The organism is Pseudomonas spelaei, assembly GCF_009724245.1.
GTDB lineage: Bacteria > Pseudomonadota > Gammaproteobacteria > Pseudomonadales > Pseudomonadaceae > Aquipseudomonas > Aquipseudomonas spelaei.
Window position 1 is genome coordinate 152,746 of sequence record NZ_WNNK01000003.1, and the last position, 23,075, is coordinate 175,820.

The window sequence follows — 23,075 nt, forward strand, 5'->3', positions numbered from 1 at the left end:
GGTCCTATAGACACGACCGAGAAAATGGCCTGACACACTTTCGCATGACAGGCCATCTGTCCTATCCGGACATTTTGGGAAGGTTAAAAGCCGAAATTACGACCGATCATGGGGACGTTGAGCGCGCTCCCGTAAACGTTATTGAGGTACTGCCGACCAAAGTTTACGCCGATCAAGCCTCCGTACGTCTGGTTGTAGGCCGGGGAAAAGTCGATCTTGCCGCTCGCCGATGACAGAAGGACAGAGCCAGCGTTCATCCCGATCAGGCCGCCGAGGGTGGCACCGTAGCCACCCTTCACGGTCACTGAGGCCGAAGAAGTGCTGATCTGGCCGGCATTCATGCCAACCAGACCACCGACCCGACTAGTTTGTCCACCGCTGACGCTGCCTTTGGTACGGGACGTATCAACCCGCCCACTGGCCAGGTTGCCTACCAGTGCGCCAACCCGCGCATCCTGGCCACCGACTGCACTGCCAGAGGTGATGGCATTGGTAATGGCTGCCTTTTGACTGTAACCGACCAGACCACCGACATTGGCATTGTTGCCGCCGATCACGGTATTGCTCGTCGTAGCGTTGGCGATGGCGCCACCCTCATTGTTACCCACCAGCCCGCCGACATCACGGCTCATCATGTCGCTGACGTTGCCGCTTGCCGAAACATTGGCGAGGGCATTGTTCAGGTTTTTCCCGATCAGGCCGCCGATGGCCTTCGTGGCGTTGCCAGTCACCTGGCCACTGGCCGAGGAGTTGGCAACCGAACCTTGCTGGTTAAAGCCGACCAGGCCGCCAACCACGCCGTTGCGCCCGCCCGAAACGCGGGTGGACGAGTTGCTGTTGGTAATACTGCCGTTGTTGCGGTTATGGCCAACCAGTCCCCCGATGTTCAAATTGTCGCCCGTCAGATTGATGGAGCCTTGGCTGCTTGAGTTGGTGACACGTCCACCATCGTTCAAGCCGAGGAGGCCACCTGCGCCGTAATTCGTTGAGTCGCTCGACATTTGCCCGGAGACGATTGTGTCGGCTTGGCTGTTGCTGATCCGTCCTACGCCATTGGTCGATGTGATGTTCTCACCGACCAAGCCACCCAAGGCATAGGTATAACGATCACCGCTCACCTTGCCGCTGACGCTGGAATTTTCAATGTTACCGCCAAGGTTGATAGACACCAGGCCACCCAGGGTATTGAGGTGGGAGGTGCCGGTGATGTTGACGTCTTTGGCTTTGACGTTACGCACGGAACCGAGATTGATCCCGACGAGCGAGGCAACCTGAGTGTTGTAGTGGGTCGACGAACCGCCGTTGGCCGAGATGCGCTCAAGGTTCAGGTTACTGATCTGTCCCCAGTTTGCACCAAACAAACCGACATAGGCGGAGGTGCCATAGATGGAAAGGTCGCTGATGGTGTTACCCAGGCCATCCAGAACGCCAGTGAAGGTTTTGCCATCGCCGATGCTCTTGAAACGCCCGGTCCCGCCAATAGCGTTACCCAGTACGTAATGGCCCGTCATGTCGTTTTCGATCTTGCGCAGTTGGTCCAGGTTCTGGACCACGTCATAGGCTTGACCATTGGCTCGGAACGCAGCACCACTGCCCGACAGTGTCACCGCCTTGCCGTCCTTGAGGGCATAACCGTTCTTGCCGGCGTTGAGCTCCAGGCTGGCGCCGGCCCCGCTCAATACGACATGGTCATTGAGTTGAATGCTGCCTTGCTTGGCGTTCAGTTGCACGCGAGCGTTGGAACCTCTGGCGTTCAGGGCGCCGTTCACCTGTATATTGCCGCGCTCGGCCGTCAGGCCCAACCTGTTGGAGCTGCTCCAGGACACCGGAGCACCCAGCGTCATATCGCCGTGATTGCTGACCAGTTCTATATTGGTATTGGCCAGGTTTTTCGACAGGGTATCGGCGTGCAGGGTGGGCGTGCTGTTGCCTGTCGAGACATTGCCACCATTGCTGCTATTGATGCCGCCACCGATGCTTACGCTGCGGCCAGCAACCTGTGTTGATCCCATCCAGTTGCCATTGATGTTGCCGATTTGCTGGCCAATGATATTTCCACCCGACCAGTTGCTGCCGATACCGTTGTTATTACCGATCTGGCTACCAATGATGCTGCCGGTCCCGGACAGATTGATGTTGTTGCCGCTGCCATTGCCAATCTGGCTGTTGGTAATGTTGCCAGCGCCGGAAGCGCTTATGTTGTTGCCGTTCCCGTTCCCGTTCCCGATCTGACTATTGGTTACGCTACCGGAGCCTGCCAGGCTGATGGTGTTGTTATCACTGTTGCCGATCACGTTATTGACGATGTTCCCGGCGCCAATAATGTTGTTATTGCCAACGGGATTTTTGCCAAGGGTGTCGGTGTCCGCCACGACTACTTCGTTCGAGCGAATTTTCCAGGTCCCGGTGGCACCTCTGTTGGCCCGGGTGTCGACCTGTGCGGCCAACTGCACCTCGACCTTGGCGCCACGGTTCTCCACTATGCCGCCGTTACCCTGACCATTCAGGGCGCTGGCATCCTGTCTGCCCGCGACCTGAACGGTACCGCTGTCGCCACCATCGAGCATGATCTTGCCGGCCTTGTTCTGCAGGGTCCTGGCTTCGATGACGCCCAGGTTGCTGACTACGGTCTTGAGCAGACCGTTAGCGCTCTTGGCTGTCATCAATACCTGACCGCCGTCAGCCTTGAGCACGCCGCCGTTGTGTACCAGTGCATCTACTGCACCACTGTTCACCTGCAGGTTGAGCAAGCCGTTACCGTCGAAGTTGACGCTGAAGTCCTTGCCTGCGCCCAGTGCCACGCTACCCATCTGCGCTCGGATCACACCACTGTTACTGACCTGCGCGCCGAGCAACGCAACACTACCGCCTTCTCTGGTAACGAGGAGGCCGGCGTTGCTGACACCTGCACTGGAGCTGCCGGCGAAGCGGTAGTTACCATCGAGGAAGTCTTTGTCGGCGATGTTCTGGCTGGAGGCTACCAGACCTCCGACGTTGACCTGGGCAGACTTGCCGAACACCACGCCGTTGGGGTTGACCAGGAACACCTTGCCATTGGCGTCAATGCGGCCCTGGATGTCACTGCCGTGGGTACCGATCACGCGGTTGAGGGCGATGGAGTCCTGGCCCGGCTGGTGGAAGCTGACGCGTTCGTCGCCGCTGACGCTGAACTCGTTCCAGTTGGTGATCAGTTTGCCGCTCTGCTGATCGATGTTCATATGTTTGCCATCGGCAGAGGTGTGCAGGCTGGCATTACCCGCGACCACCGTTGCACCGTTGGGCAAGGCGAAGGCGGGCGCCTGGCACAGCAGTCCCAGCAGTGATACGCCAGTGGCGACCACGGCCTTGCTGCGTCCCCCCTTGCCGCGCCGTCGGGCCCACTCGCTGGCAACATTCCAGCAGCCCAGGGCTTGGTTCCAGACCAGTGCATAGCTCTTGTTCATGGTAAATCCTCTCGTATGGAAACTCTGCTGATCCCCAGCAGAATGGGTAATGCTCAGAAGTACTGAGTGGCCTGGAGCCAGAGCCGTGGGTTGCGTTCAGGCTCGATGTTCTTCTCGGCCTTCCCCATGGGCCAGGCGGCGGTGAGGCTGACTTGCTGGGTGCTGGTGAACCAGGTGGCGCCAGTACCGGAGCCGGACATGTGGTTGTGATTGGCCTCCCGGGTCCAGGGCTGCTTGTTGAATGTCACCGCCCCCTGGTCGACAAAGGTGCTCAGTTGCCAGTTGGGCGTCAGGCTGTAGCGCAACTCCAGGCTGGCCTGCCAGCCTTCGTCACCACTGCCGCTGGTGCTGCTGGCCGGATAGGCGCGTACGCCATACGGGCCGCCCAGAGTGAATTTTTCCGCGCTGTCCAGGTTGCCCGAAGCCCATTGCGCGTTGAGTTGGGCGAAGAGCTGGAAGCGGTCGGTCAGCCTTTGCAGGCGCACGGCATTGAGGTTCACCTTGTCGAAGTCACCAGCCTTGCCGGCGCTGTAGCGGTCCTGACGACGATCCTCCGGGTCACCGATACTCAGACGCCCATGCCCGTAGGTCAGTGCAAAGCCGTTCTGTCCGCCGCCGAGCAAACGGTCCTGGCTGTTGCCATTGACGCCAATCGTCCACAGCTCGATATCCTTTTGGCCACGTATCTCGAAAAGATCGAAGTCATCGCGTAACTGTTTGGCCTCGTACTGCAACTGTGCAGACAAGCCGAAGGTTCGGCCACGCAGCAGCGGTTGTGAGACAAACAGGCTCTGGACCCCCGCGCGACCATGAAGGCCAAGATCCGTGTCCCCCGGATTTTTGATCACGTGGTAGTAGGCCTCGGAGTTGGCCACGCCGATCTGGGTGGACCAGGGCCCGACGGGCAGTTGATAGGCCACGCGGTAATAGCGTTCGCGCCAGTCGCCGCTCTGCAGACGCAGGTTCAGTCGGTCACCCAGGCCCAGTGGGCTGTTGACGTTGATATTCCCGCCGAGGCGGTATTCGCCGGTGGAATAATCGCCATAGTTGTTGGCATCCAGGCTGCCAGAGACCAACGCAGTGGACTGTGCTTCGACCAGCAGGTCGGTTGTCCCGCCCTTCGTGCCGGGACGCAGGGTGCCCTTGGCCTGAACACCCGGGATGTCGCTGAGCATTTGCAGGCTGCGTTCCAACTCCTGCCCCTGTACCGCGGCGCCGCTTTCCAGTTTGGCCAGCGGTTGGCGCAGCACCTGGTCCCGAGTGCGCGAGTGGTTCTGTAGTTCGATCTGTCCGTAGCGGCCTTCAATCACCTTGATAAGAACTTGGCCGTCGTCGATTTCCTGGCGTGGCAGGTAGGCGCGTGCCAGCACGTATCCGGATTCCTGATAGAACTCACTGATACGGTCAGCGGCATCGTTCAGCTCGGCGAGGTTCAGTTCGCGTCCTTTCAGATCGTCAAGCATCGCCAGAAGTTGTTGTGAGTCGAACAGCTGGTTACCGTCGATACGAAAGCCGTTGACCCTGATCCGTGGGCCTTGTTCAGCCGCTGCGCTTGCCGGGTTTTGCCGGGCCTTGGGCGTTTTTGGCTTCAGCTCTGCTGGCGCCGGCAAGCTTGGCCGTTCGCTTTCGATGTCACGTATGATTTGCCCGGCGTTGGGTAGTTGGGCCCAAGCCATAGGAGAAGACAAACACAGCACCACCCCTATACTAGATATATGAGCTCTCATAAAAACCGTCAGATCCTATTGCAGAGAAGATGACCATCGACACGACCAAACATTTACCCAGTTGCAGACTTATTATCCACATGGTTTGCATAGGCTTATAAAAGCTCAGGCAGTGAACAGGGGATCTAAAAGTTGTCGCCCGGTAAGTTAATAGGCCTTGCTGTCAATGCGGGGCAGTAGCTGTGCTACAACTTATCAAGCTAGACGCTACAATAAAAAAAACAAAAAAACCGTGTAATAAAGACAAAGCCGGAGGTTCTTATGGGGGGCATAGAAAAATCCTACATGAGGATGGAAATATCGTTGAGTGCTTGGAGGGTAATGCCTCAACGAGTCCGGGCCTTATTACGTTGTCCGGATTGTGTTCACGATGCTGTGAACTGTCAGGGCGCTAGTACACTCTTGCTCGGCCCCGTATGTCAGTTCGGCGGCCTTACTACCAGACGCCCTGGCATTACGGGGCATGCAACCTAGAGGGCGTTCCCCCGTCCGGCCACCTCAACCAGCTCCAAGAGATTTGTTGCATTGAATTTTCTCAATAGCCTTGACTTATGGGTGCTGACGGTCTTGTGACTGATAAACAGGGTGGTAGCGATATCCCGGTTTTTTCTGCCTTTCAGCAACAGCCGTAAAATGGTGATTTCGCGGTTTGTCAGGGGAGAGGAGGGTGTGTTTTTCGTGTGCCCGCTATTTTCCTGTGGTGAATGAATGGTGCAGCTTGGGAAGTAGCGAAGGCCGAGTAACAAGGCCGTCACCGCATCAGTCACTTCGCTTAGCTCCCCACTCTTGGAAACGAACCCTGACGCGCCAGCCTTCAAGCAACGCGCCGCGAAATCGGCGGGGTCGCCGGCGGTCAATACCAATATTTTGGCGGTCAATTGATTTGACTTGAAGTGGGTCAGCACGGAGAGGCCATCCAATTTAGGGATGTCCAGATCAAGAATCACCACATCAGGTTTGTGTGTACGCACAAGTTGAATAGCGTCTACGCCGTTACCGGCTTCGGCCATTATGGTGTGCCCCTTGTTTTCCAGCAGGCTTCGGACTGCAACTCGAATCAAAGGGTGATCATCTACTATGACAACAGTACCCATGCGTAAAATTCCTTTTAAATTGCGCGTGTAATGGTTGTCATGAATTTGCCATATTTTTTTATGTTGTCGTTGATAACTATAAAAACCAGACTTGTCTTGCTTTGTGGTGGATTTTTCTCGTGGTGCTCGTGGTTGTTTTTATGTTTATCAAGCCTCTGGGGGGCAAGGTGAAAATTCAGACCTATCTGATCCGGGTCTCAGTTCCGTCTTAAAGAATGCTAGTGGCATTGCAGGTACTATTTGGTCTCTCTTCTGACGGCATTACTTATGAGTGTCTAAACGCAGGGAGATACTTATCTTTGTTGTTGCGTCTGATGCGAGACGGAGTTTGGTAATGAATAACTCGACCAAACTTCGTAGTTCGTTCGGAAAACTTGAAAAAGGAAGTCAAATGAAACGAGTGATTTTAAAAACATTGGCCGCTTCAGGCTTGGCCATCGTTGCAGTGACACCCTGCTTGTCATTTGCCACCGATGGCGTGATCAACTTCTCCGGGAGCATTACCGACGTTACCTGTGACATCAATGGCAAGGCGCCAGGTGAAGGTAACATCACCAATGTCGACCTGGGACGAACCACGCCGGCCACCTTTGTCAGCGTTGGGACGGCCTCCACTTTCGTACCTTTCAAGCTGCAATTGTCCGGCTCGCAATGTACGAACAAGGCCAAGGTCGCTATCGATTTTGAGCAGATCGGCAACATCGATCCTGTGACAGGTAACTTGAAGCTGATCGGCAGCGCTCCGGCCCAAGGGGTACAAATCCAGATCTACAACGACACGAAAGACGGCAAGAAAATTCTGCTTGGGCAGGCCGAAACAGCTCCACAGGTGGCCACTATCGCAGGAAACACTGCGACCCTTTCTTATAAGGCGTCCTATGTTTCAACCGCCGCCGCGGTAACTGCGGGTTCGGGTATTTCGTACGTTCGCTACACGCTGTCGTACCAGTAAACCCTATAGACACAAGGAGGTAGTCCATGACGCCGATAGCGCGTGTTTTTTCTTCTCTCGCCGTCGGCGTTGTGTTTCTGAGTACCTTCAGCGCCGTGCAGGCGGCCATTGTCATTCAGGGCACCCGTGTGGTGTTTGCTGCTGATGCTCGTGAAGTAACAGTGCCAATCAATAACGCCAGCAGTGAGCCGGTACTGGTTCAAAGCTGGGTGGATGATGGGCGCGCCAATGTACCTCCTGAACAGATGAAGGTTCCATTCGTGGTCGCACCGGCGGTGGGTCGTGTCGAACCCAGTAGCGGGGCGGTACTCAGGATTGGACACACACAAGAGTCTCTTCCAAAGGATCGTGAGTCGTTGTTCTGGCTCAACGTATTGGAGATGCCACTTCGGCAGGAATCGGATGAAAACGTTTTGCAGTTCGCTTTCAGGACCCGCATCAAGCTGTTCTTTCGCCCGCCACATTTGCCTGGCGATGTCGATTCGGCAGTGGACAAACTCACTTGGAAGTTACAGAGCCCTGAGCGCCTTAAACCCGGAACAGCGGATGTTGGAGGATTTGCCGTGCGGGTCACTAACCCCACCGCTTATTACGTTTCCTTCGGTGATGTGAAGGCATCTTTCAAAGGCAAGCTCATGCCTTTGGGCACAAGAACTGTCGCTCCGTTCAGTTCAGAGATTTTCGTTTTACCTAAGGCTACTGCCAAGGAACTTCGCCAGGCCTCGGTTCAATACGAGGTGATTAACGACTACGGCGGTCGACGTACGCTGGAACAACCGTTGGTGGAATAACCACCCCCCGTTCAGTCTCTTACGTGGTGCCCTCGCAGCAGGGGCCATCGGTGTTGTTATGTTGATATCCCTCCTGTATCGATCGGGTTTTCCCGCTCGTGTTGCGCGGTCGTGCGCGCGTCAAACCGCGCAGTACATTGCAGTGCTCGCCATGATCATGCTGTCTGCAACCACCCGGGGCGAGGTCGTGGCCACAACGTCATCCGCACAGGCGAGTCTACCTTCGCATACCCATGCTCAGCAGCCCAGGGACTCTGAAAAGCACATTGTTTTCGACCCACAGATGCTCAATCAGGGGGAGGGCAGCACGCTCATCGACATTACCCGGTTCGAGCGCCCGGACATCATCGCGCCTGGGAAATACCGCATCGATCTGTTGGTCAATGGGCTGTGGCGGGGCACCGAGGAGGTCGAGTTCAAAACCGTCGCCGGACAAGACAGCGCACAGTTCTGTTACGACCGCGCACTGCTGCTTCGTGCAGGTATCGATCTGCTCCGCAGTGCTGATGGTCAAGGGTCCGGACGCAAGAGAGCGGCCGTTTCGCAAAGGCAGACGTGTACCTCGCTGGACCGCTATGTGCCGGGAGCTCTGGTCAAGTTCGATGTGGCGCAGCAGAAGCTTTATATCGTGGTGGCGCAGTATTACCTGCAGTCAGCAGCGTCCAGTACTTACGTCGACCCCCAAGCCTGGGACAGTGGCGTGACTGCGGCGCTGCTTAACTACAACAGCAATCTGTTCAGTTCCAAAAGCACGGGGGCAAGTTACACCAGTGGTTATACAGGGCTGAACATGGGGCTCAATCTGGGCGCCTGGCGCCTGCGTCACAATGGCACCGCGAGCTGGTCGTCACTGGCAGGAAGCCAATACCAACGTGGTTATACCTATGCCCAGAGCGATCTGACGGCGTGGAACTCGCAGTTGTTGCTGGGCGAAAACTCGACTAACGGAGACCTGTTCGACGCAGTTTCATTTCGCGGTGTTCAGCTATTCAGTGATGACCGCATGCTGCCGGATACACAACGCTATTACGCACCGGTCGTGAGAGGTACCGCGAGTTCAAACGCGCGGGTTTCGGTGTATCAGCGTGGCTATCTGGTCTATGAAACAACTGTGGCCCCTGGCCCCTTCGAAATCGGCGATCTGCAGGCGGCCAGCTTTGGTGGCGACTTGCAGGTGACGGTAACCGAAGCCAACGGCGAAGCCCGATCCTTCACGGTTCCTTTTGCGACGACTGTTCAGCTGTTGCGCCCCGGCGCCACGCGTTATAGCGCAACGGTGGGTCAAGTCACTGACCTGGGCCTGAACCAAAGTAAACAGTTCGTCGCTCAGGGCACCCTGCAACGGGGCCTGGATAATCGGTTCACGGGTTACGGCGGGTTTGCCCTGACGGGTGACTATAGATCCGGGTTGTTCGGCACCGCGGTCAATACGGCCATCGGTGGTTTTGCGGTTGACCTGACGCTGGCGAGCACCGATCTACCTGATGGGCAGGACCTTCAAGGTTCGAGTGCAAGGCTCTCTTTCAGCAAAAACCTGCCCAATACCGGCACCCACTTTTCCCTGCTTACATACCGCTATTCCACCGGCGGCTATCTGGGGCTGCGCGATGCCGTTGCGCTGCATGACCTGATGCGAACAGAGGCTCCAAGAGCTGATTCGTTCGCACGTTTACGCAGTCGCCTGGATGCCAACATCAGCCAACGCCTTGGAGGGGACAGTGGCAGCATTTATCTCAATGGATCATCGATTGAATACTGGAATCAACCCGGCAAAACGCTGAACTTCTCTGTGGGGTACAGCAATCAGTGGTTCGGTAACAGCTATTCAATCACAGCACAGCGCACCCAGGGCTTGTCTGGCGGCACGTTGAATGGAGGGGCAGGGGGCAACACTATGCTGACGCTGAACCTGTCCATCCCGCTGGGGCGTGAGACACGCGGGGCTCCGGTCATGAACGGTTTTGTCAGTCATGACGATTTCTCCGGTACCAGGCTCTCCAGCGGGGTGTCCGGAACGATGGATGCGGCGGGAAATGCCGCTTACGCAGTCTCGATGTCCGGTGACGATCAGACCCCGGGAGCGACCAGCAATGCCAGCCTGAATTATCGGCTGCCTCAGGTTTCCCTCGGGGCGAGCCTTTCGCAAGGACGGGACTACCGTCAAGGATCGATCGGTGCATCGGGCGGTGTTGTTATGCACGAAGGCGGCCTGACGTTTTCGCAGCCATTGGGCGAGACCGTAGGGCTGGTGCATGTGCCCAGGGCAAAGGGCGCATACGTTGGTTATGCCGGTTCCAGTGTGGACGGCAATGGCTACGCGATAGTCCCCAGCCTGATGCCTTATCAGCTCAATAACATCGATATCGACCCTGCGGGCATGCCTGACGACATTGAGCTCCAACTCAGCTCGCGCAGCGTCGCACCGCGCGCGGGTGCGGTGGTGAAGCTGGATTACCCCACACGAAAATCCCGGCCTTTCCTGATCGACAGCCGATTGTCGAACGGCGATCCACTGCCGTTCGCTGCGATGGCCCTCGACAGCGAAAGCGGTCTTCCTGTCGGTGCAGTGGGGCAAGGCAGCCGCTTGGTGGTGCGTAGTGATAAGGACGCGGGCTCGATCCGTGTCGAATGGGGGCGTGAGCGAAGCCAGCAGTGCCTGATCGATTACGTATTACCCGTCAAGGAGGCGGGCTACCAGAACGGTTATACCGTACTGACGTTGATCTGCCGGGCGTTGTCTGTGAGCGGTCTTGAGCCCGTCGCTAAGGACGGAGGGGCATGATGAGACCGTCGAAAAAACGTTGGAGCGCTCTGGTATGGCCTGTCCTGGTGATGCTGTGTGGCCTCGATGCCCAGGCCGCGCTGACGGTGATCGGGACCCGTTTTGTCTATCCCGCCGATACAACGCTACTGCCGATCAGGGTGGGTAATAACGCAGAGCAGCCAATCCTGTTGCAGGCCTGGCTCGACAAGGGCGACGCCGTGGCGGACCCAGGCAAGTTGCACGTGCCCTTCGTACTTTTCCCGCCGATTGTCCGGCTCGAGCCGCAACAGCGTGCGGCACTGGAGTTGCGTTACACCCGTGAGCCACTGCCTCGGGATCGAGAGTCGGTGTTCTGGATCAACCTGCTTGAAGTCCCTGCGCAATCAGCAGGCAGCGAGCACCGGCTGCAGCTTTCTTATCGCATGCGAATGAAGGTGCTGTTCCGTCCAGAGGGATTGCCTGGCCGTCCCGATCAGGCTGCGGAGCAGCTTTCATGGGGCCTTGAGTCGTTGCCAGAGCGAACGCTGAAGATCGGCAATCGCTCGGCTTACTACGTCTCGGTAGCGCATCTGACACTCGGCAGCGGTCCTCAAGCCGTTCAGCTCGAGGGGATCACCATCGAACCTTATGGAACGACGCGAGTTGCCCTGCCCGATACACAAAGGCACCTCACAAACGGTACGCCGATTCACTACGACATCGTTGATGACAACGGGGCGACCTTCAGTGCAAACGCACGGATACAAGACTGAAGAGGCGCCTAGGTGCAAGACCCAAGCGTCCATCAGGCCCCAAGGGGATAGATGGGTGCAAACCGATCTTTCCGAACTTGCATATTCGGAAGGTGCTGGCGTTCTGCAAAGGGTTGCAGAACGTGAATAACCAAAGAAAGGAATAAACGTGAACAAGATCTACGCATTGGTTTGGAATCACTCTCAGGGCTGCTGGCAGGTCGCACATGAAGGTGCCCGGCGTCGTTGTAAATCCAGCCGCAAGCAGATCATCGGCGGCGTGCTGGCACTGCTGGGTATGGGCGGACTGGCTCCGGCGTTTGCATTGCCTACCGGTGGGGCCGTCGTGTCGGGCGGCGCGGACATACTGAGTTATGAGGGGGGGCAGAAGATGTCGGTCAATCAGCACACCGACAAGCTGATCACCAACTGGACTGATTTCAGCGTTGGCGCCGGCCAGAGTGTCAAGTTTAATCAGCCAAGCGCCTCTTCTGTTGCCCTCAACCGAGTTATTGGCAACAACGTCAGCAGTATCAAGGGACAGGTGGAGGCCAACGGCCGGGTCTTCCTGGTGAACCCTAATGGCGTGATATTCGGCCAGGGTGCGCAAGTGAACGTCGGCAGCTTGATCGCTACAACCCAGGGCATCAGTGATGCTGACTTCCTTGCCGGTAAATATGTATTCGCGGGGAACTCAAATGCCGAAATCGTCAATAACGGTACGCTGACGGCTGCACAAGGCGGTAGCGTGGCGTTGTTGGGTTCGCACGTCAGAAACGACGGGACGATCAAGGCGCAGATGGGACGGGTGGCGCTAGGGGCCGGTAGCGGTTTCAAGGTGAACTTCGATGGCAACAACTTGCTCGATCTACAGGTCGAGGGTGCGGCCATCAATGCCCTGGCGCAAAACGGCGGCTTGCTCAAGGCCGATGGCGGCCAAGTACTGATGACGGCGAAAAGTGCCGGCACCATGCTGCAAGCGGTGGTGAACAACCAGGGAGCAATTGAGGCCAAAACGCTGTCGGGCAGCACCGGCCGGATCATTCTTGATGGTGCTGATGCGGGCACGGTCCGGGTGGGTGGGGCATTGGCCGCCAGTGCACTCAACAGCTACGGCAACGGCGGTGTGATCGAGGTCAAGGGCCGTGATGTGGAAGCACAGTTGGGCACCCAAGTTGACACTCAGGCCAGCAACGGCCAGACCGGGACCTGGAAAATCAGCTCATCCAACGTCAGTGTCAATCCGACCGCGGCTACGCCTGCCGGTACGGCCTTTACCGATACACTGTCGCGCAACCTGTCGAGCACTAACATCGAGCTGACCAGCACCGCAGGCGACGTGTCGATAGGGGGGCCGATCACCTGGAACAGTGCTAATAAACTGACCTTGAACGCTGCAGCCGATGTCAACCTGAACGGCGCGTTGAGTGCTTCGGGAACCGGTGCCGGCGTGGTGTTGAACGCTGCCCGGGACTTGCACCTGAACGACAAGATTACCCTGAGTGGGATCAACAATAGCCTGGGCCTGGACTACGGTTCGCGTTCCTCCATGAGTACTGATGCACTGGTCACGCTCTCGGGCGCAGGCGCTGGGTTCAACTCGAACGGCGCGAGCTACACCGTGATTCAGAATGTCGCGCAGTTGCAGAACGTCAACGCCAACCTTAACGGCCTGTATGTCCTGGGTAACAAGATCGCCGGCTATGGTTCTTTCAAGTCGATCGGCGGCGACGCTCGGTTCAATGGGGTTTTTGATGGCCTGGGTAATACCATCAGCGGGCTTTCAGTGAGTAATACCGGATCGAGCGTAGGGCTGTTTTCCTCGTCGTCCGGCAGCATCAGCAATGTCAACCTGCTGTCCATGAGCGTCACGGGCGGGAGCAGCAACCTGGGTTTTTCATCGATAGGCGGTCTGGTCGGTACGAACTTCGGGATGATAGCCAACGTGACTACCCGAGGCGTTAACGTGAGCGCCGGCTCTCGCAGCTCCAACGTTGTGGGTGGCCTGGTCGGCAGCAACCTTGGCGGCGTCATCGATAAGGCATCCAGCGGTGGCACCTTGAGTGGCAACAGCTATACCAACTCGATCGGTGGACTGGTGGGGGAAAACGTCACCAATACCCTGGGCGTTGCCAGCGTGAGCAACAGCACCTCACTCGCCAACATTTCCGGCTACATGCAACGAAACATGACAGGAGGCGTGGGCGGGCTGATTGGCGCGAATATTGGCGGTAACGTCTTTGACTCGTCGAGTCAGGGGGCCACTCAAGCCAGTTACACCGGGCTGAATATGGGGGGGGGTATCGGGTTCAACCAAAATGGCATTGTCGAGCGTGTGGTCTCCTCAGGCACCGTACGCGGCAGCGCAGCGAGCAACGTGGGTGGTTTGGTCGGTCTCAACGCCAACAGCTCGATCAGCCAGTCCAGCAGCAGTAGCGTAGTGACAGGTTCCGGCTCGGCGGCGATCGGCGGCCTGGTTGGCCTGAACCAGGACAGCACGCTATCTGACGTCAAGGCACGCGGGAATGTGACGGACTCATCAGGCGCTAATGTCGGTGGGCTCGTGGGGAGCAACCACCGTGGCCGCATCGACACCGCCGAAGCCGTGGGCATCGTGGTGGCGGGAAACAATAGCCGGGTCGGCGGCCTGATCGGCAACAACTATGCCGGTGACGTGGCGCATTCTGTTGCGCGCGGCAAAACCACCGGAGGGTCGAACAGTCACGTTGGGGGGCTTGTAGGGTTCAACGACGGCAATTTGCAGTCGGTCGAGGCGAGCGGCGACGTGTATGGCTACAGCAACAGTTTTGTCGGTGGCTTGGTGGGAACCAGCGGTAACAATATTGGCGGTACCATCGAGTCGGCGTCGGCCAGCGGCAACGTCAAGGGTGAAAGCCGTAGCCTGGTGGGTGGTCTGGTTGGGCAGAACGACGCTCAGATCATCAACTCCTCGGCCAGTGGGATGGTCAGTGGCGGCACCTATGTGACCATGGGCGGGCTGGTAGGGTTGAACAAGGGTAACGTTCGTCAATCGGTCGCCAGCGGCAAAATCAACTTCCTCTCCTCTGGCTACAATCAGACCTATGGTGGCCTGGTGGGGGCCAACTATGGCGAGATGTTGTACAACGGCGTTTCGGGCAATGCGCTGCTGGTACCGCTTGCGGGGCTCAATCAGGGAATTATTCGCTAATCGGGAATAGCGCTTTCGCCTAACCACTGAGTCAGTGAACCCTGCGTGACGCACGCTTGCGTGGAGCATGCAGGGTTCACGTCTTCGAGTCGTAACGCCCAAGATATCGAGAACACCATGATCACTCCTCCAATGACCTTCATACGTTGTGTGAGGGATGGGTTCACCCCTCATAAATCTGCCTTACTCATCTCCGGCCTATTGCTCATGTACGCTTTGACGGGTGGCATCTCGAATGCAGCCATGATCAACAGCCATGCGATCAATTGCGGGTTCAGCAACGGCATGGGCGGTACCTGGGTAGAAGTGACCCCGTTGACCAGTTCCACACCCGTAGGGTCGATTCTTTGGCAACGTGCTGTCGGGTTAAACGCCAACTATGTCTATGGACCGGCCTCTGGCAATACACACCATGAGCTGGTTTCAGCAGGCTATTGGACGGGGGGAACCCCTTTGCCTGAAGGTATCGCACCAACGAATGTCAGTGGCATTGGATTCAAGATCGCCGTCAGCTCTTCAGACGGCGTCCTCAGGCCAATCACGCAAAGCCCTTTGCCCGTTGCGTTCGAGAAAGAGTCCATACAGTACGATTCAAGCGCCGGACAGAACCAGCGATCCAGCCTTGCCACCAATTACATCCAATACCTGATCCTCACGGTGCCGCCGAGTCAGTTGCCGGGTGGCAAACTGATCGTTGAGCGTGTCGATGGCAGTGCCCAACTGATGCTGTATGCGGTTGACCTGGTACAGGGTGAGGCTCGTCTTGGAGGCGGCATCACTGTCCCAGTGACGAATATCCCAAATGGCATTTGCCGAACCCCTTATCCGCTGATGGGGCCGGCGATTATTAACGTGGGGGGAGGAGGGCCGATCACTCTGCCCAATACCTGTCAGGTTGAAGCGTATAAGACGCTACCCGTCGAATTAGGACGCTTCGCCATCAACACGTTTCCCGAAGTGGGTTCGACCTCTACGCCAACACCTTTCAGCATTGAACTGAGCCAATGTGCGGTGAATGCCCGTCCAGCTATAACCTTTCGTGACAAGTACGCAAAGAGTACGGACTCAACGATACTTGGCATTGACCCCGTACAGAATGCGGCCAAAGGCTTTGGCATTATTGTGATCAATGGTCTTACTGAGCAACGTATCAGATATGACTTTACGAGTTACGAGATGCAACGTGTTGGTGATCGGGCTCGAATGCCTTTGCGAGCAAGTTATATTCGCACGGGTGGCGTGGGTGAACTAAAGGCAGGGAAGGCCAATGGTGCAGTAGAGTTTACATTTACGTTTCCATGAGTGGATGTGATTGTCAAAAGCGTAATGACTTTCTACAGCTGTGCTTCGTAATGATAAGTTTGGTTGCCTGGCAACTCTGCCTGAGTGTGTAGGTTTGAAAGTAATGGTTAGGTCGTTACGTTAAGGGCGTACCCAGTGAAAAGTATATTGTGTTTGCAAAGCGGTGCGGACCTTTAAGTGCTGGCTTGTACTGATAGGTCTGTAGTGAATATTTAGTGTCAGAGATTGCGCTATGTAGGATTTATCTGATGGTCGTGTGGGATGTGGCTGATTTTTCGCGCTGGGAATATGGGTTTTAATCTCTTCCGTGGAAAACAAGAACCCACGCTTAAACATCCTGCTTCTTTATTGGAAGCAGCAATGCACAGATAGATAGAGCTAACTATATGAAAATCAGCCAACTTATTCTGGCCCTGGGAATGGGCAGTGTACTTATCGGTTCGGTGAGTGCCGCGCCATTGCCTGCCAATACTATTTCCAAGAAAATCACTCTGACTGCCCAGATCAACGATGCTCTCTTCGTTTCCAAGCCAGATGGTTCGAGCTGGTACGGCACAGAGGAACTGGATGCGGATGACTACAAGCAGCAGAAATTCACCAAGACTCTGCCGGTTCGCATCTGGACCAAAAACGCTGACTTCAACGCCTCTCTGGCTCAGCCGCTGAAAATGTCCAGCGGCAGCTATGAGATGGTCGACGCCAAGGTAACCCTGAGCAGCGCCCAAGGTGAAAAGACCCTTTCTTTCGGTGCCGTTCAGAAGATTACTCAGATCGTCAGCACCGCTGATGGCTATGACGAAGTCCATAACGTGAATATTAGCGTTAGTGCCCCAACCAAGGTTGGCACGCTGAGCACCAATGGTAGCTACAGCGGCGACCTGGTTATGTTGTTCGAGCCTGTTGCAGCAGCAGAGCCGGAGAAGCCAGCAGCTTAATCTGTCTCACGTGGTATAGCCCCGGCTTGTTCGGGGCTTTGCCTTCAGGAAGTCTCCTCCTAAAAGAAAAAGTGCATGTTCGCTTATCAGTCCCTGTTTCGACTAAATAGGCTTTGGTTAGGTGTTTTTCTAGCGTTTTCATTTCAGGTAGATGCACAGGTCAAAGTATCTTACGGAGTGCCAGAGGGCTTCAGTGCAGCCGAAATGGACAATGGCGCAAAATATATGGCTACCTTTAATGGGAGAACATTGCCTGGGTTCACCAGTTACTCTCCAGAGGACGGCTCGCTTGTATTTGATGCGATCGGATATGAAGAGAATGGGGTGTCCCGACAGGATACAGAGGTGATCCGAGGCGTATTGTCTCAGATTGACTATAAGCGCTGTCACAACGGATGTGATCTGAAAGTAGGCGACTACTACGTTACGATCGATAAGTTGCGACGATCGCTGGTTATTCGCGATTCAAACAATGACTTTCTGGAGCCCAGCACCACATGGGGGTTGGTCAACAACCAGGCGGTGGATGTTCGTGCTTCTTCGGAAGGTTACCGTGCCCTGAACCTGGCGGGTAATACCTGGTTAGGGATGCCTTCGCGTAGTTTCGGTTACATGAACTGGTTTGCCAACAATACCCAAACACGCAATCAGAAGAGTCGCAGTCAGGGGGTGTCATCCTACTACCTTCAGAAAAACTTTACGGGTACCTATTTACGCACGGGTAAGCAGAACAGCATCGACTACGCCTCAGGCTCGGTCAGTACGTTGCTGTCGCCCAGTTTCGACCAATTTGTCACCTTTGGCAGCCAGGCCCATCTGAATGCGAGCCGTAATGCGGGTTCTCTCATTCTGTATTCCACGTCCGAAGGCAATTATGAGTTCTACCGTAACGGCCGATTAATCCTCAAGCGTCCGGCTTCTCTGGGGCGTAACGAGATCAGCTTCGTAGACCTGCCCGGTGGTTATTACCCGGTCGAGGTCCGTCTGGTAGACCGTAACGGCAACCTGGTGACCCAGGAGAGCCGTGAAATCAACAACGTTAACTTCGATTCCGGTGCCGGTAACGCATGGAACCTGACCGTTGGTAACGAGATGGAAGAAGCAAAAGGGCGCCTGATTCAGGGCTCGATGAGCCGCAATTTGCGTCAGTTCTATTTGAATGCATCGGCGGTCAGTGGTGGTCAGGGCAGTTGGGCGAGTGAGGTCAACGTCACGCGTCCGAGTAAGCTCGGGAACATTGACGTCACCCCGACGTTGGGTATGTTGAGCGGCGAACGCACCACTGGCGGTTACGTCAACCTGTCGATGTCCGACGACAGACTGGGCAGCCTCATGCTTAGCCGTTATCAGAACAACAACGTGTCCCGCTTCTATTGGGGGGCACCGAGCAGCAGCCTGTCCTATAGCCGAAACGTGGCGGGTGTCACTCTGTCTTACAACTATCAGAAGTACAGTCGGGGGGAATCACAACAGGCCGAAGCACGCTGGAACTATCGCCCCAACGGGCTGTGGTCGACGTTCTCGGTCGGTGTTCAGAAAGACGGCTACACGCAGGCCAAGGGTAGTTACGGTGTGTATTTCAACATGAGCTGGATGCTTGACAACAGTCAGGCCAGTTTCAGTGCCGCGCACTCCGGCGGGCAAACCCAAATGAGCGGTGACTACCGCAAGGACTTCCAGGACCGTTTTGGTACCACGACAAGCGGGGTGACAGTCAGCCGCATCGATGAGCGTAACAACGTCAACCTCTATGGCAGCCGATCCGGCACGCGAGGAGACGCGTCCCTCAATCTGGGCCATAGCGACACCGCCAGCAACCTGGACATGAACTACCGCGGCATGCTGGCCGCCAGCGCCGACGGGGTCGCACTGGGCCGTTACAGCAACAGTGGCAGCGCCATGCTGCTCAAGACGCCGGACATTGGCGGTACCGAATACGGCTTCAACGTCGAGGGCCATCCGGTTGCGGGTAACAGTACTTATGCGGTTCCAATCAACAGCTACAGCGACGTTACCTTCGCAAGGGTGCAGAGCAACAGTGAAGAAATGGATATGAACATCGAGGTGCCGGCGAACATCGTCCGTGCCCATCCAGGCCAGGTGTATGCGGCACAGGCCAAGGTCGATATCAACATGATCTACAGCGGCTTCCTGGTGGACGCTGCCGGACGTCCGATTGGCGGCAAAATTCTGGAAACTGGCGATATCGCCCATCCCAACGGTCTGTTTTCGATATTCAGTAAGGCAGTGCTTGCTCAGATTACCGTTGACCAAATGGGGCGTCGCTACAGGTGTGACCTGAGCAAGGCCACCGGCAGTTACTACCACTGCCTGTGATCGATCATATAAACAGGAACGAACCATGAAATTGCGAACATCTCTGCCGATGCTGGTTGGCTTGGTACTCCTGGCCTGCGGGCCGGTGCAGGCCGAGGGCGAACTGATGGTGATGCCGGCCACCACCAAGGTCTTCAACAATCACGAGCAAAAAATTACCGTGAAAAACATGGGGGATGCACCGCTGTATCTCTCCATATCGCTGCAAAAGGTCATGAACCCGGGGCTGGTGCCGGAAACCAAGGTAGGTCTGGGTGAACTTCAGCACCCCGGCATGCTGGCCAGCCCGGAAAGACTGACGCTGGGGCCGGGCCAGAGCCGTAAGGTCAGCCTCAAATCATTGTTCGAACCGGTGGATGAACAGCTGTACCGACTGTATATCGTGCCGGTCAGGTCGCTGAAGGTGGACGATGCACCCAAGGACAAGATCACCGCGCCGATGTCGGTCGCGATTGGCTACGGCGTGTTGGTTCGGCATATGCCGGCCCCGGACAAACAGCGCAGCGGCTGGAGCCATCGCTGTGATGCTGGTGCAATCACATTGGTTAACACCGGTAACGTGCGTTATGTGCTGTCGGATGTTGGCAAAGTCGGAGAGACCGTGGCCGTGTTCCCCGGCACTCCTCATCAGTTTCCGGGCAAGCGCTTGAGCGTGCTCGACCAGGGCCAGGCCCGGACTGTGGATTGTCCCTGATGATAGACACGAGCAGATTGTTCCTGGGGGTACTGTTGGCACTGTTCGCCACACAGGGCATGGCGGAGGGCGTACTGAAGCTTTCGCGTACCGAGCTGAAGCTGGAGCCCGGTAAGCCAGCCCACACGCTGTACGTCGAAAATACTGGAGACACGCCCCTGTATCTGGAGGTTAAACAGGAGCTGCTGCTCAATCCGGGGCAGACTCCCGAACACCTGGTGCCGATCCAGGAAGTGGAGCGTCCGAGTCTGTTGATCACCCCCGGCCGGTTGGTCCTGGCACCTGGACAGAAACGCCGAATGGTGATTAGAGAGCTGAAGCCCCCCACGCGAACGTTGGTATGGCGGGTGACTTTCCGTCCCAAGGAACAGTTGGTCATTGATGCTGAAGGGGTATCGGCGCCGCTTGTCGTCAGTGTCGGTTATGGCACGGTGATCTATCAATTGGGCCTTGATAGATAAGTGATGACGCATGGAGGTGAACGCCAGAAGGAAGGGTATATCGAACAAGATTCAGTTAGCCCGAGGGTGCCGACTTACGAGTGTGAGAGATAACTTTTCTGTAGCAGAATAGAGGAGGGGTTACTTTTGAGAACTTGGAAAACGTATTTGTTAGAAATTGGTAAGTTATGCATTTTTGTCGGTGTTTGGAGTTTTATGAAGTGCGAGATGGCGTACTCAGTCACTCTAGAGCTTGGCGATATCAGTAGCGCCTACTCAAACTGTACTTTTAAAAGTAACGGTAATGGAACCTCTACCGTATCGACAGTTGTTGACTATAAGGAGATTAAGCGGGTATGTGGCATTGGTTGCAAGGATCCTTATGCGGGTCGAGGGCTTATAATTTATGCTTACGATAAAAATGGAAAACCGAAAGCGTCTTCGTTTGCAGCCACATCTGTAAAGTTGAATGGGGTCGATAACTATGGTAGGTATTTGGGTGAGGGCTACTCTATATATCAGAATAACTATCGTCATTATCCATGGGGTAGTATGTCCCAATTTTCCGCAACGTTCACTGCTATTATTCCTGACTCTAACTTTTCGGCCTGGCCTGCTATTAGCCTGCGGGCTGCAAATGTTGGGATTTTAGGTACTACGAATGATACGGCAGAGATCAAAGGCGCGGCATATATAGCCACGAGTTCAAGTAATGACGGTACTTGCAAGGTGATTGTCAATCCAGAAACGCCGCCGCCGCCCGATATCAATATTAGCGTATCTGCACCGGACTGGAATCTGGGTGAGCTACAGCAAGGTTTATCTGACACCCGATTGAGCCGTGCGGATCAGATGCTTTGCTTCAGTTATGATGCGGCAGATGTTCAGGGAGGGAAATTTATCATCGGTGCCAGCAATGCCAATGGTGTGGTGAACAACCGCTATCAACTTAGGCATCTGTCGGATACCACCCAAGTGGTGCCCTACAGACTGACGCTAGACAGCGGCAGCACGCTTATTAAGTTACCTGATAACAGCAACGCACTTCCCCTCGGTGGTGCTGGCCGTACCTGTTTTATTCCGACATTTACAACAGAGGTGGGTAAGGCCGTGAAAGAGGGCGACTATAGCGACGTATTGACCTTCACGATCACCACAAAGTCCTAGAAGGCTATAGTGATATGAAAAAATACACCTTCGTGTACCTGTTCCTCGCACTAGGGTTGTTGCCGGTAATGGCGCCGGCTGCGGTGATACTCAAAGGCAAGACCAGCAGCAAGGTAACTGCACATGTCACCCGTCCCAACAACCTGTTTGTGACCGATGATAAAGGTGGCTGGTTCGAGCAGGGGCTGGAAATGCAGCAGCTCGGTGGTTGGGATACCCCTTACGAGGTCAGCGCACGGTTGCGGGTGGTATCCACCACCGGATTGTTTCAGGTGCGCATGGACGAGCCCTTGCAGATACGCAACCAGGCCAACCCCGCATTGGTGTTTCGCACACCGGTAGTCCGGCTTGGGGTGGAGGGCGGGGACCTGAAACCCCTTATGGTTGGTCAAGGCACTGAGTTTCGCAATCCGGCATCGCCCTCGGAAGACGAGGACTCTGTCGGTTACTACGGGTTGGCCATCTCGGCCCTTCCTCCAGACGGCAATTTCAAAAGCACAGCGGGCATCTACGGCGGCGTTCTGTCGCTCACCTTCGAGCCGGTGGCGAAGGCGCCTGAGTGATGACCCTGAAAATGCCCTTTAAGGAATAGTGAACATGCGCTTGTCCGTACTTTCAGCTCTGCTTTTATTGCCCTACCTGGTTGTGCCTGCGCCGGCTTTTGCGCTGATCGACATTTCACCCAAGGAAATCGTCGTCCAAGGCAAACCGGCTACCGTCCAGATCATCAATAATGGCGAGCGTCCGGAGTATGTATCCATCACCCTGTCGCGCCTGCTCAACCCCGGGGTGGAGGGGAGTAGCGAACGGCTGGAGCCTATTACGCTGGCGAGCAAACCGATTCTCTACGCTTTTCCTTTCCGCATCACGCTGGCACCCGGACAAAGCAAGACCATTACCCTGAAGCCGCTCGAAGAAGTTCAGCGGGAACAGGTCTACCGTCTGGACGTCACACCCGTCATCAGCCTGAAAGAGACGGAACATCGGGCGTCGTCCGGCAATGTTTTGATCAACCTCAGCTTCAGCGGTCTGGTCCGCCAACTACCGTACGCCGAAAAATCCCGATTGGCGGTGACCTGCGAAGGTTCAGGCGCTCTTCTGGCCGCCAGCGGAAATGTGCGTTACCCCGTAAAGGGCGCCAAGGTGGATGGCTCTACAGTAGACCCCTTCAATGTTTACCCAGGTGAGCCAAAACTGTTGAAAGGGAAGTCGATTTCAATTCCTGGCCAGCCGTCTTGTTAAGTTGCTTTGGGGAAGTGTTAGCGCTGGAGTGGCCCTCGTCCGATTGGCTATGAGTAGGACACCAATAGCCTTGCTTAGAATTACCCCTTTTTTCGCTCTTGAAACCTCCCAATAACAAGTCCAGAATTGAGTCTTTTCCTGCTTCGGCAAGAAAAGAAACCTCTTAGACTTCAATGGGTCGGACGTCAGATGCGAGTCTCGTTTCCCGCTCCAAACATAGAAAAAGCGCTACTCATTGAGTGGCGCTTTTTTTTGCGCGTTATTTT

At 55.8% G+C, this 23,075-nt stretch carries 16 protein-coding genes; 13 read left to right on the top strand and 3 right to left on the bottom strand.

Annotated elements, in window-relative coordinates; genetic code table 11:
- Nucleotides 1–83 precede the first annotated feature (83 nt).
- The 3 genes from GNF76_RS04865 to GNF76_RS04875 all read right to left on the bottom strand — a co-directional run bounded on the left by GNF76_RS04865 (nucleotide 84) and on the right by GNF76_RS04875 (nucleotide 6,264).
- Nucleotides 84–3,443 carry a two-partner secretion domain-containing protein gene (locus tag GNF76_RS04865; RefSeq protein WP_155582043.1) on the bottom strand — a complete coding sequence of 1,120 codons (3,360 nt, stop codon included), beginning with the start codon at nucleotides 3,441–3,443 and terminating at the stop codon, nucleotides 84–86.
- Between the two features lie 53 nt (nucleotides 3,444–3,496).
- Nucleotides 3,497–5,170, bottom strand: coding sequence for a ShlB/FhaC/HecB family hemolysin secretion/activation protein (locus tag GNF76_RS04870; protein WP_155582044.1), 1,674 nt, complete (start codon nucleotides 5,168–5,170; stop codon nucleotides 3,497–3,499).
- Between the two features lie 470 nt (nucleotides 5,171–5,640).
- On the bottom strand, nucleotides 5,641–6,264 hold the full coding sequence (locus tag GNF76_RS04875) for a response regulator transcription factor (protein ID WP_155582045.1): 624 nt from the start codon (nucleotides 6,262–6,264) through the stop codon (nucleotides 5,641–5,643).
- A gap of 391 nt (nucleotides 6,265–6,655) precedes the next feature.
- On the opposite strand from GNF76_RS04875, the gene GNF76_RS04880 reads away from it, so the two are divergent.
- The 13 genes from GNF76_RS04880 (at nucleotide 6,656) to GNF76_RS04940 (ending at nucleotide 22,809) form a co-directional block, all read left to right on the top strand.
- Nucleotides 6,656–7,216, top strand: a complete 561-nt coding sequence (locus GNF76_RS04880) for a fimbrial protein (protein ID WP_155582242.1) — start codon at nucleotides 6,656–6,658, stop codon at nucleotides 7,214–7,216.
- A 26-nt stretch (nucleotides 7,217–7,242) separates the two neighbouring features.
- Nucleotides 7,243–8,007, top strand: a complete 765-nt coding sequence (locus GNF76_RS04885) for a fimbrial biogenesis chaperone (RefSeq protein ID WP_155582046.1) — start codon at nucleotides 7,243–7,245, stop codon at nucleotides 8,005–8,007.
- Between the two features lie 151 nt (nucleotides 8,008–8,158).
- Nucleotides 8,159–10,789, top strand: a complete 2,631-nt coding sequence (locus tag GNF76_RS04890) for a fimbria/pilus outer membrane usher protein (protein WP_425502789.1) — start codon at nucleotides 8,159–8,161, stop codon at nucleotides 10,787–10,789.
- Nucleotides 10,789–11,523 (top strand): fimbrial biogenesis chaperone, encoded by a 735-nt coding sequence (locus GNF76_RS04895; RefSeq protein ID WP_155582047.1) that lies wholly within the window; start codon nucleotides 10,789–10,791, stop codon nucleotides 11,521–11,523. The genes GNF76_RS04890 and GNF76_RS04895 overlap by 1 nt, the downstream gene beginning before the upstream one ends.
- Before the next feature lie 148 nt (nucleotides 11,524–11,671).
- The gene (locus GNF76_RS04900) at nucleotides 11,672–14,692 is read left to right on the top strand and encodes a two-partner secretion domain-containing protein (RefSeq protein ID WP_178123181.1); all 3,021 of its coding nucleotides are present in this window, start codon (nucleotides 11,672–11,674) and stop codon (nucleotides 14,690–14,692) included.
- 243 nt (nucleotides 14,693–14,935) lie between these two features.
- On the top strand, nucleotides 14,936–15,994 hold the full coding sequence (locus tag GNF76_RS04905) for a fimbrial protein (RefSeq protein ID WP_155582048.1): 1,059 nt from the start codon (nucleotides 14,936–14,938) through the stop codon (nucleotides 15,992–15,994).
- A 386-nt stretch (nucleotides 15,995–16,380) separates the two neighbouring features.
- Entirely contained in the window at nucleotides 16,381–16,929 is a 549-nt protein-coding gene (locus tag GNF76_RS04910) for a fimbrial assembly protein (RefSeq protein ID WP_155582049.1), read from the top strand.
- Between the two features lie 438 nt (nucleotides 16,930–17,367).
- Nucleotides 17,368–19,266, top strand: coding sequence for a TcfC E-set like domain-containing protein (locus tag GNF76_RS04915; protein ID WP_218585280.1), 1,899 nt, complete (start codon nucleotides 17,368–17,370; stop codon nucleotides 19,264–19,266).
- Between the two features lie 25 nt (nucleotides 19,267–19,291).
- Entirely contained in the window at nucleotides 19,292–19,960 is a 669-nt protein-coding gene (locus tag GNF76_RS04920) for a hypothetical protein (protein ID WP_218585281.1), read from the top strand.
- Nucleotides 19,960–20,421, top strand: a complete 462-nt coding sequence (locus GNF76_RS04925; RefSeq protein WP_155582051.1) for a hypothetical protein — start codon at nucleotides 19,960–19,962, stop codon at nucleotides 20,419–20,421. Before GNF76_RS04920 ends, GNF76_RS04925 begins: the two co-directional genes overlap by 1 nt.
- Nucleotides 20,422–20,547: 126 nt before the next feature.
- Nucleotides 20,548–21,567 (top strand): hypothetical protein, encoded by a 1,020-nt coding sequence (locus GNF76_RS04930; protein ID WP_155582052.1) that lies wholly within the window; start codon nucleotides 20,548–20,550, stop codon nucleotides 21,565–21,567.
- A gap of 14 nt (nucleotides 21,568–21,581) precedes the next feature.
- Nucleotides 21,582–22,130, top strand: coding sequence for a hypothetical protein (locus tag GNF76_RS04935; protein WP_155582053.1), 549 nt, complete (start codon nucleotides 21,582–21,584; stop codon nucleotides 22,128–22,130).
- Between the two features lie 34 nt (nucleotides 22,131–22,164).
- On the top strand, nucleotides 22,165–22,809 hold the full coding sequence (locus GNF76_RS04940; RefSeq protein WP_155582054.1) for a hypothetical protein: 645 nt from the start codon (nucleotides 22,165–22,167) through the stop codon (nucleotides 22,807–22,809).
- The last annotated feature ends 266 nt before the right edge of the window (nucleotides 22,810–23,075 follow it).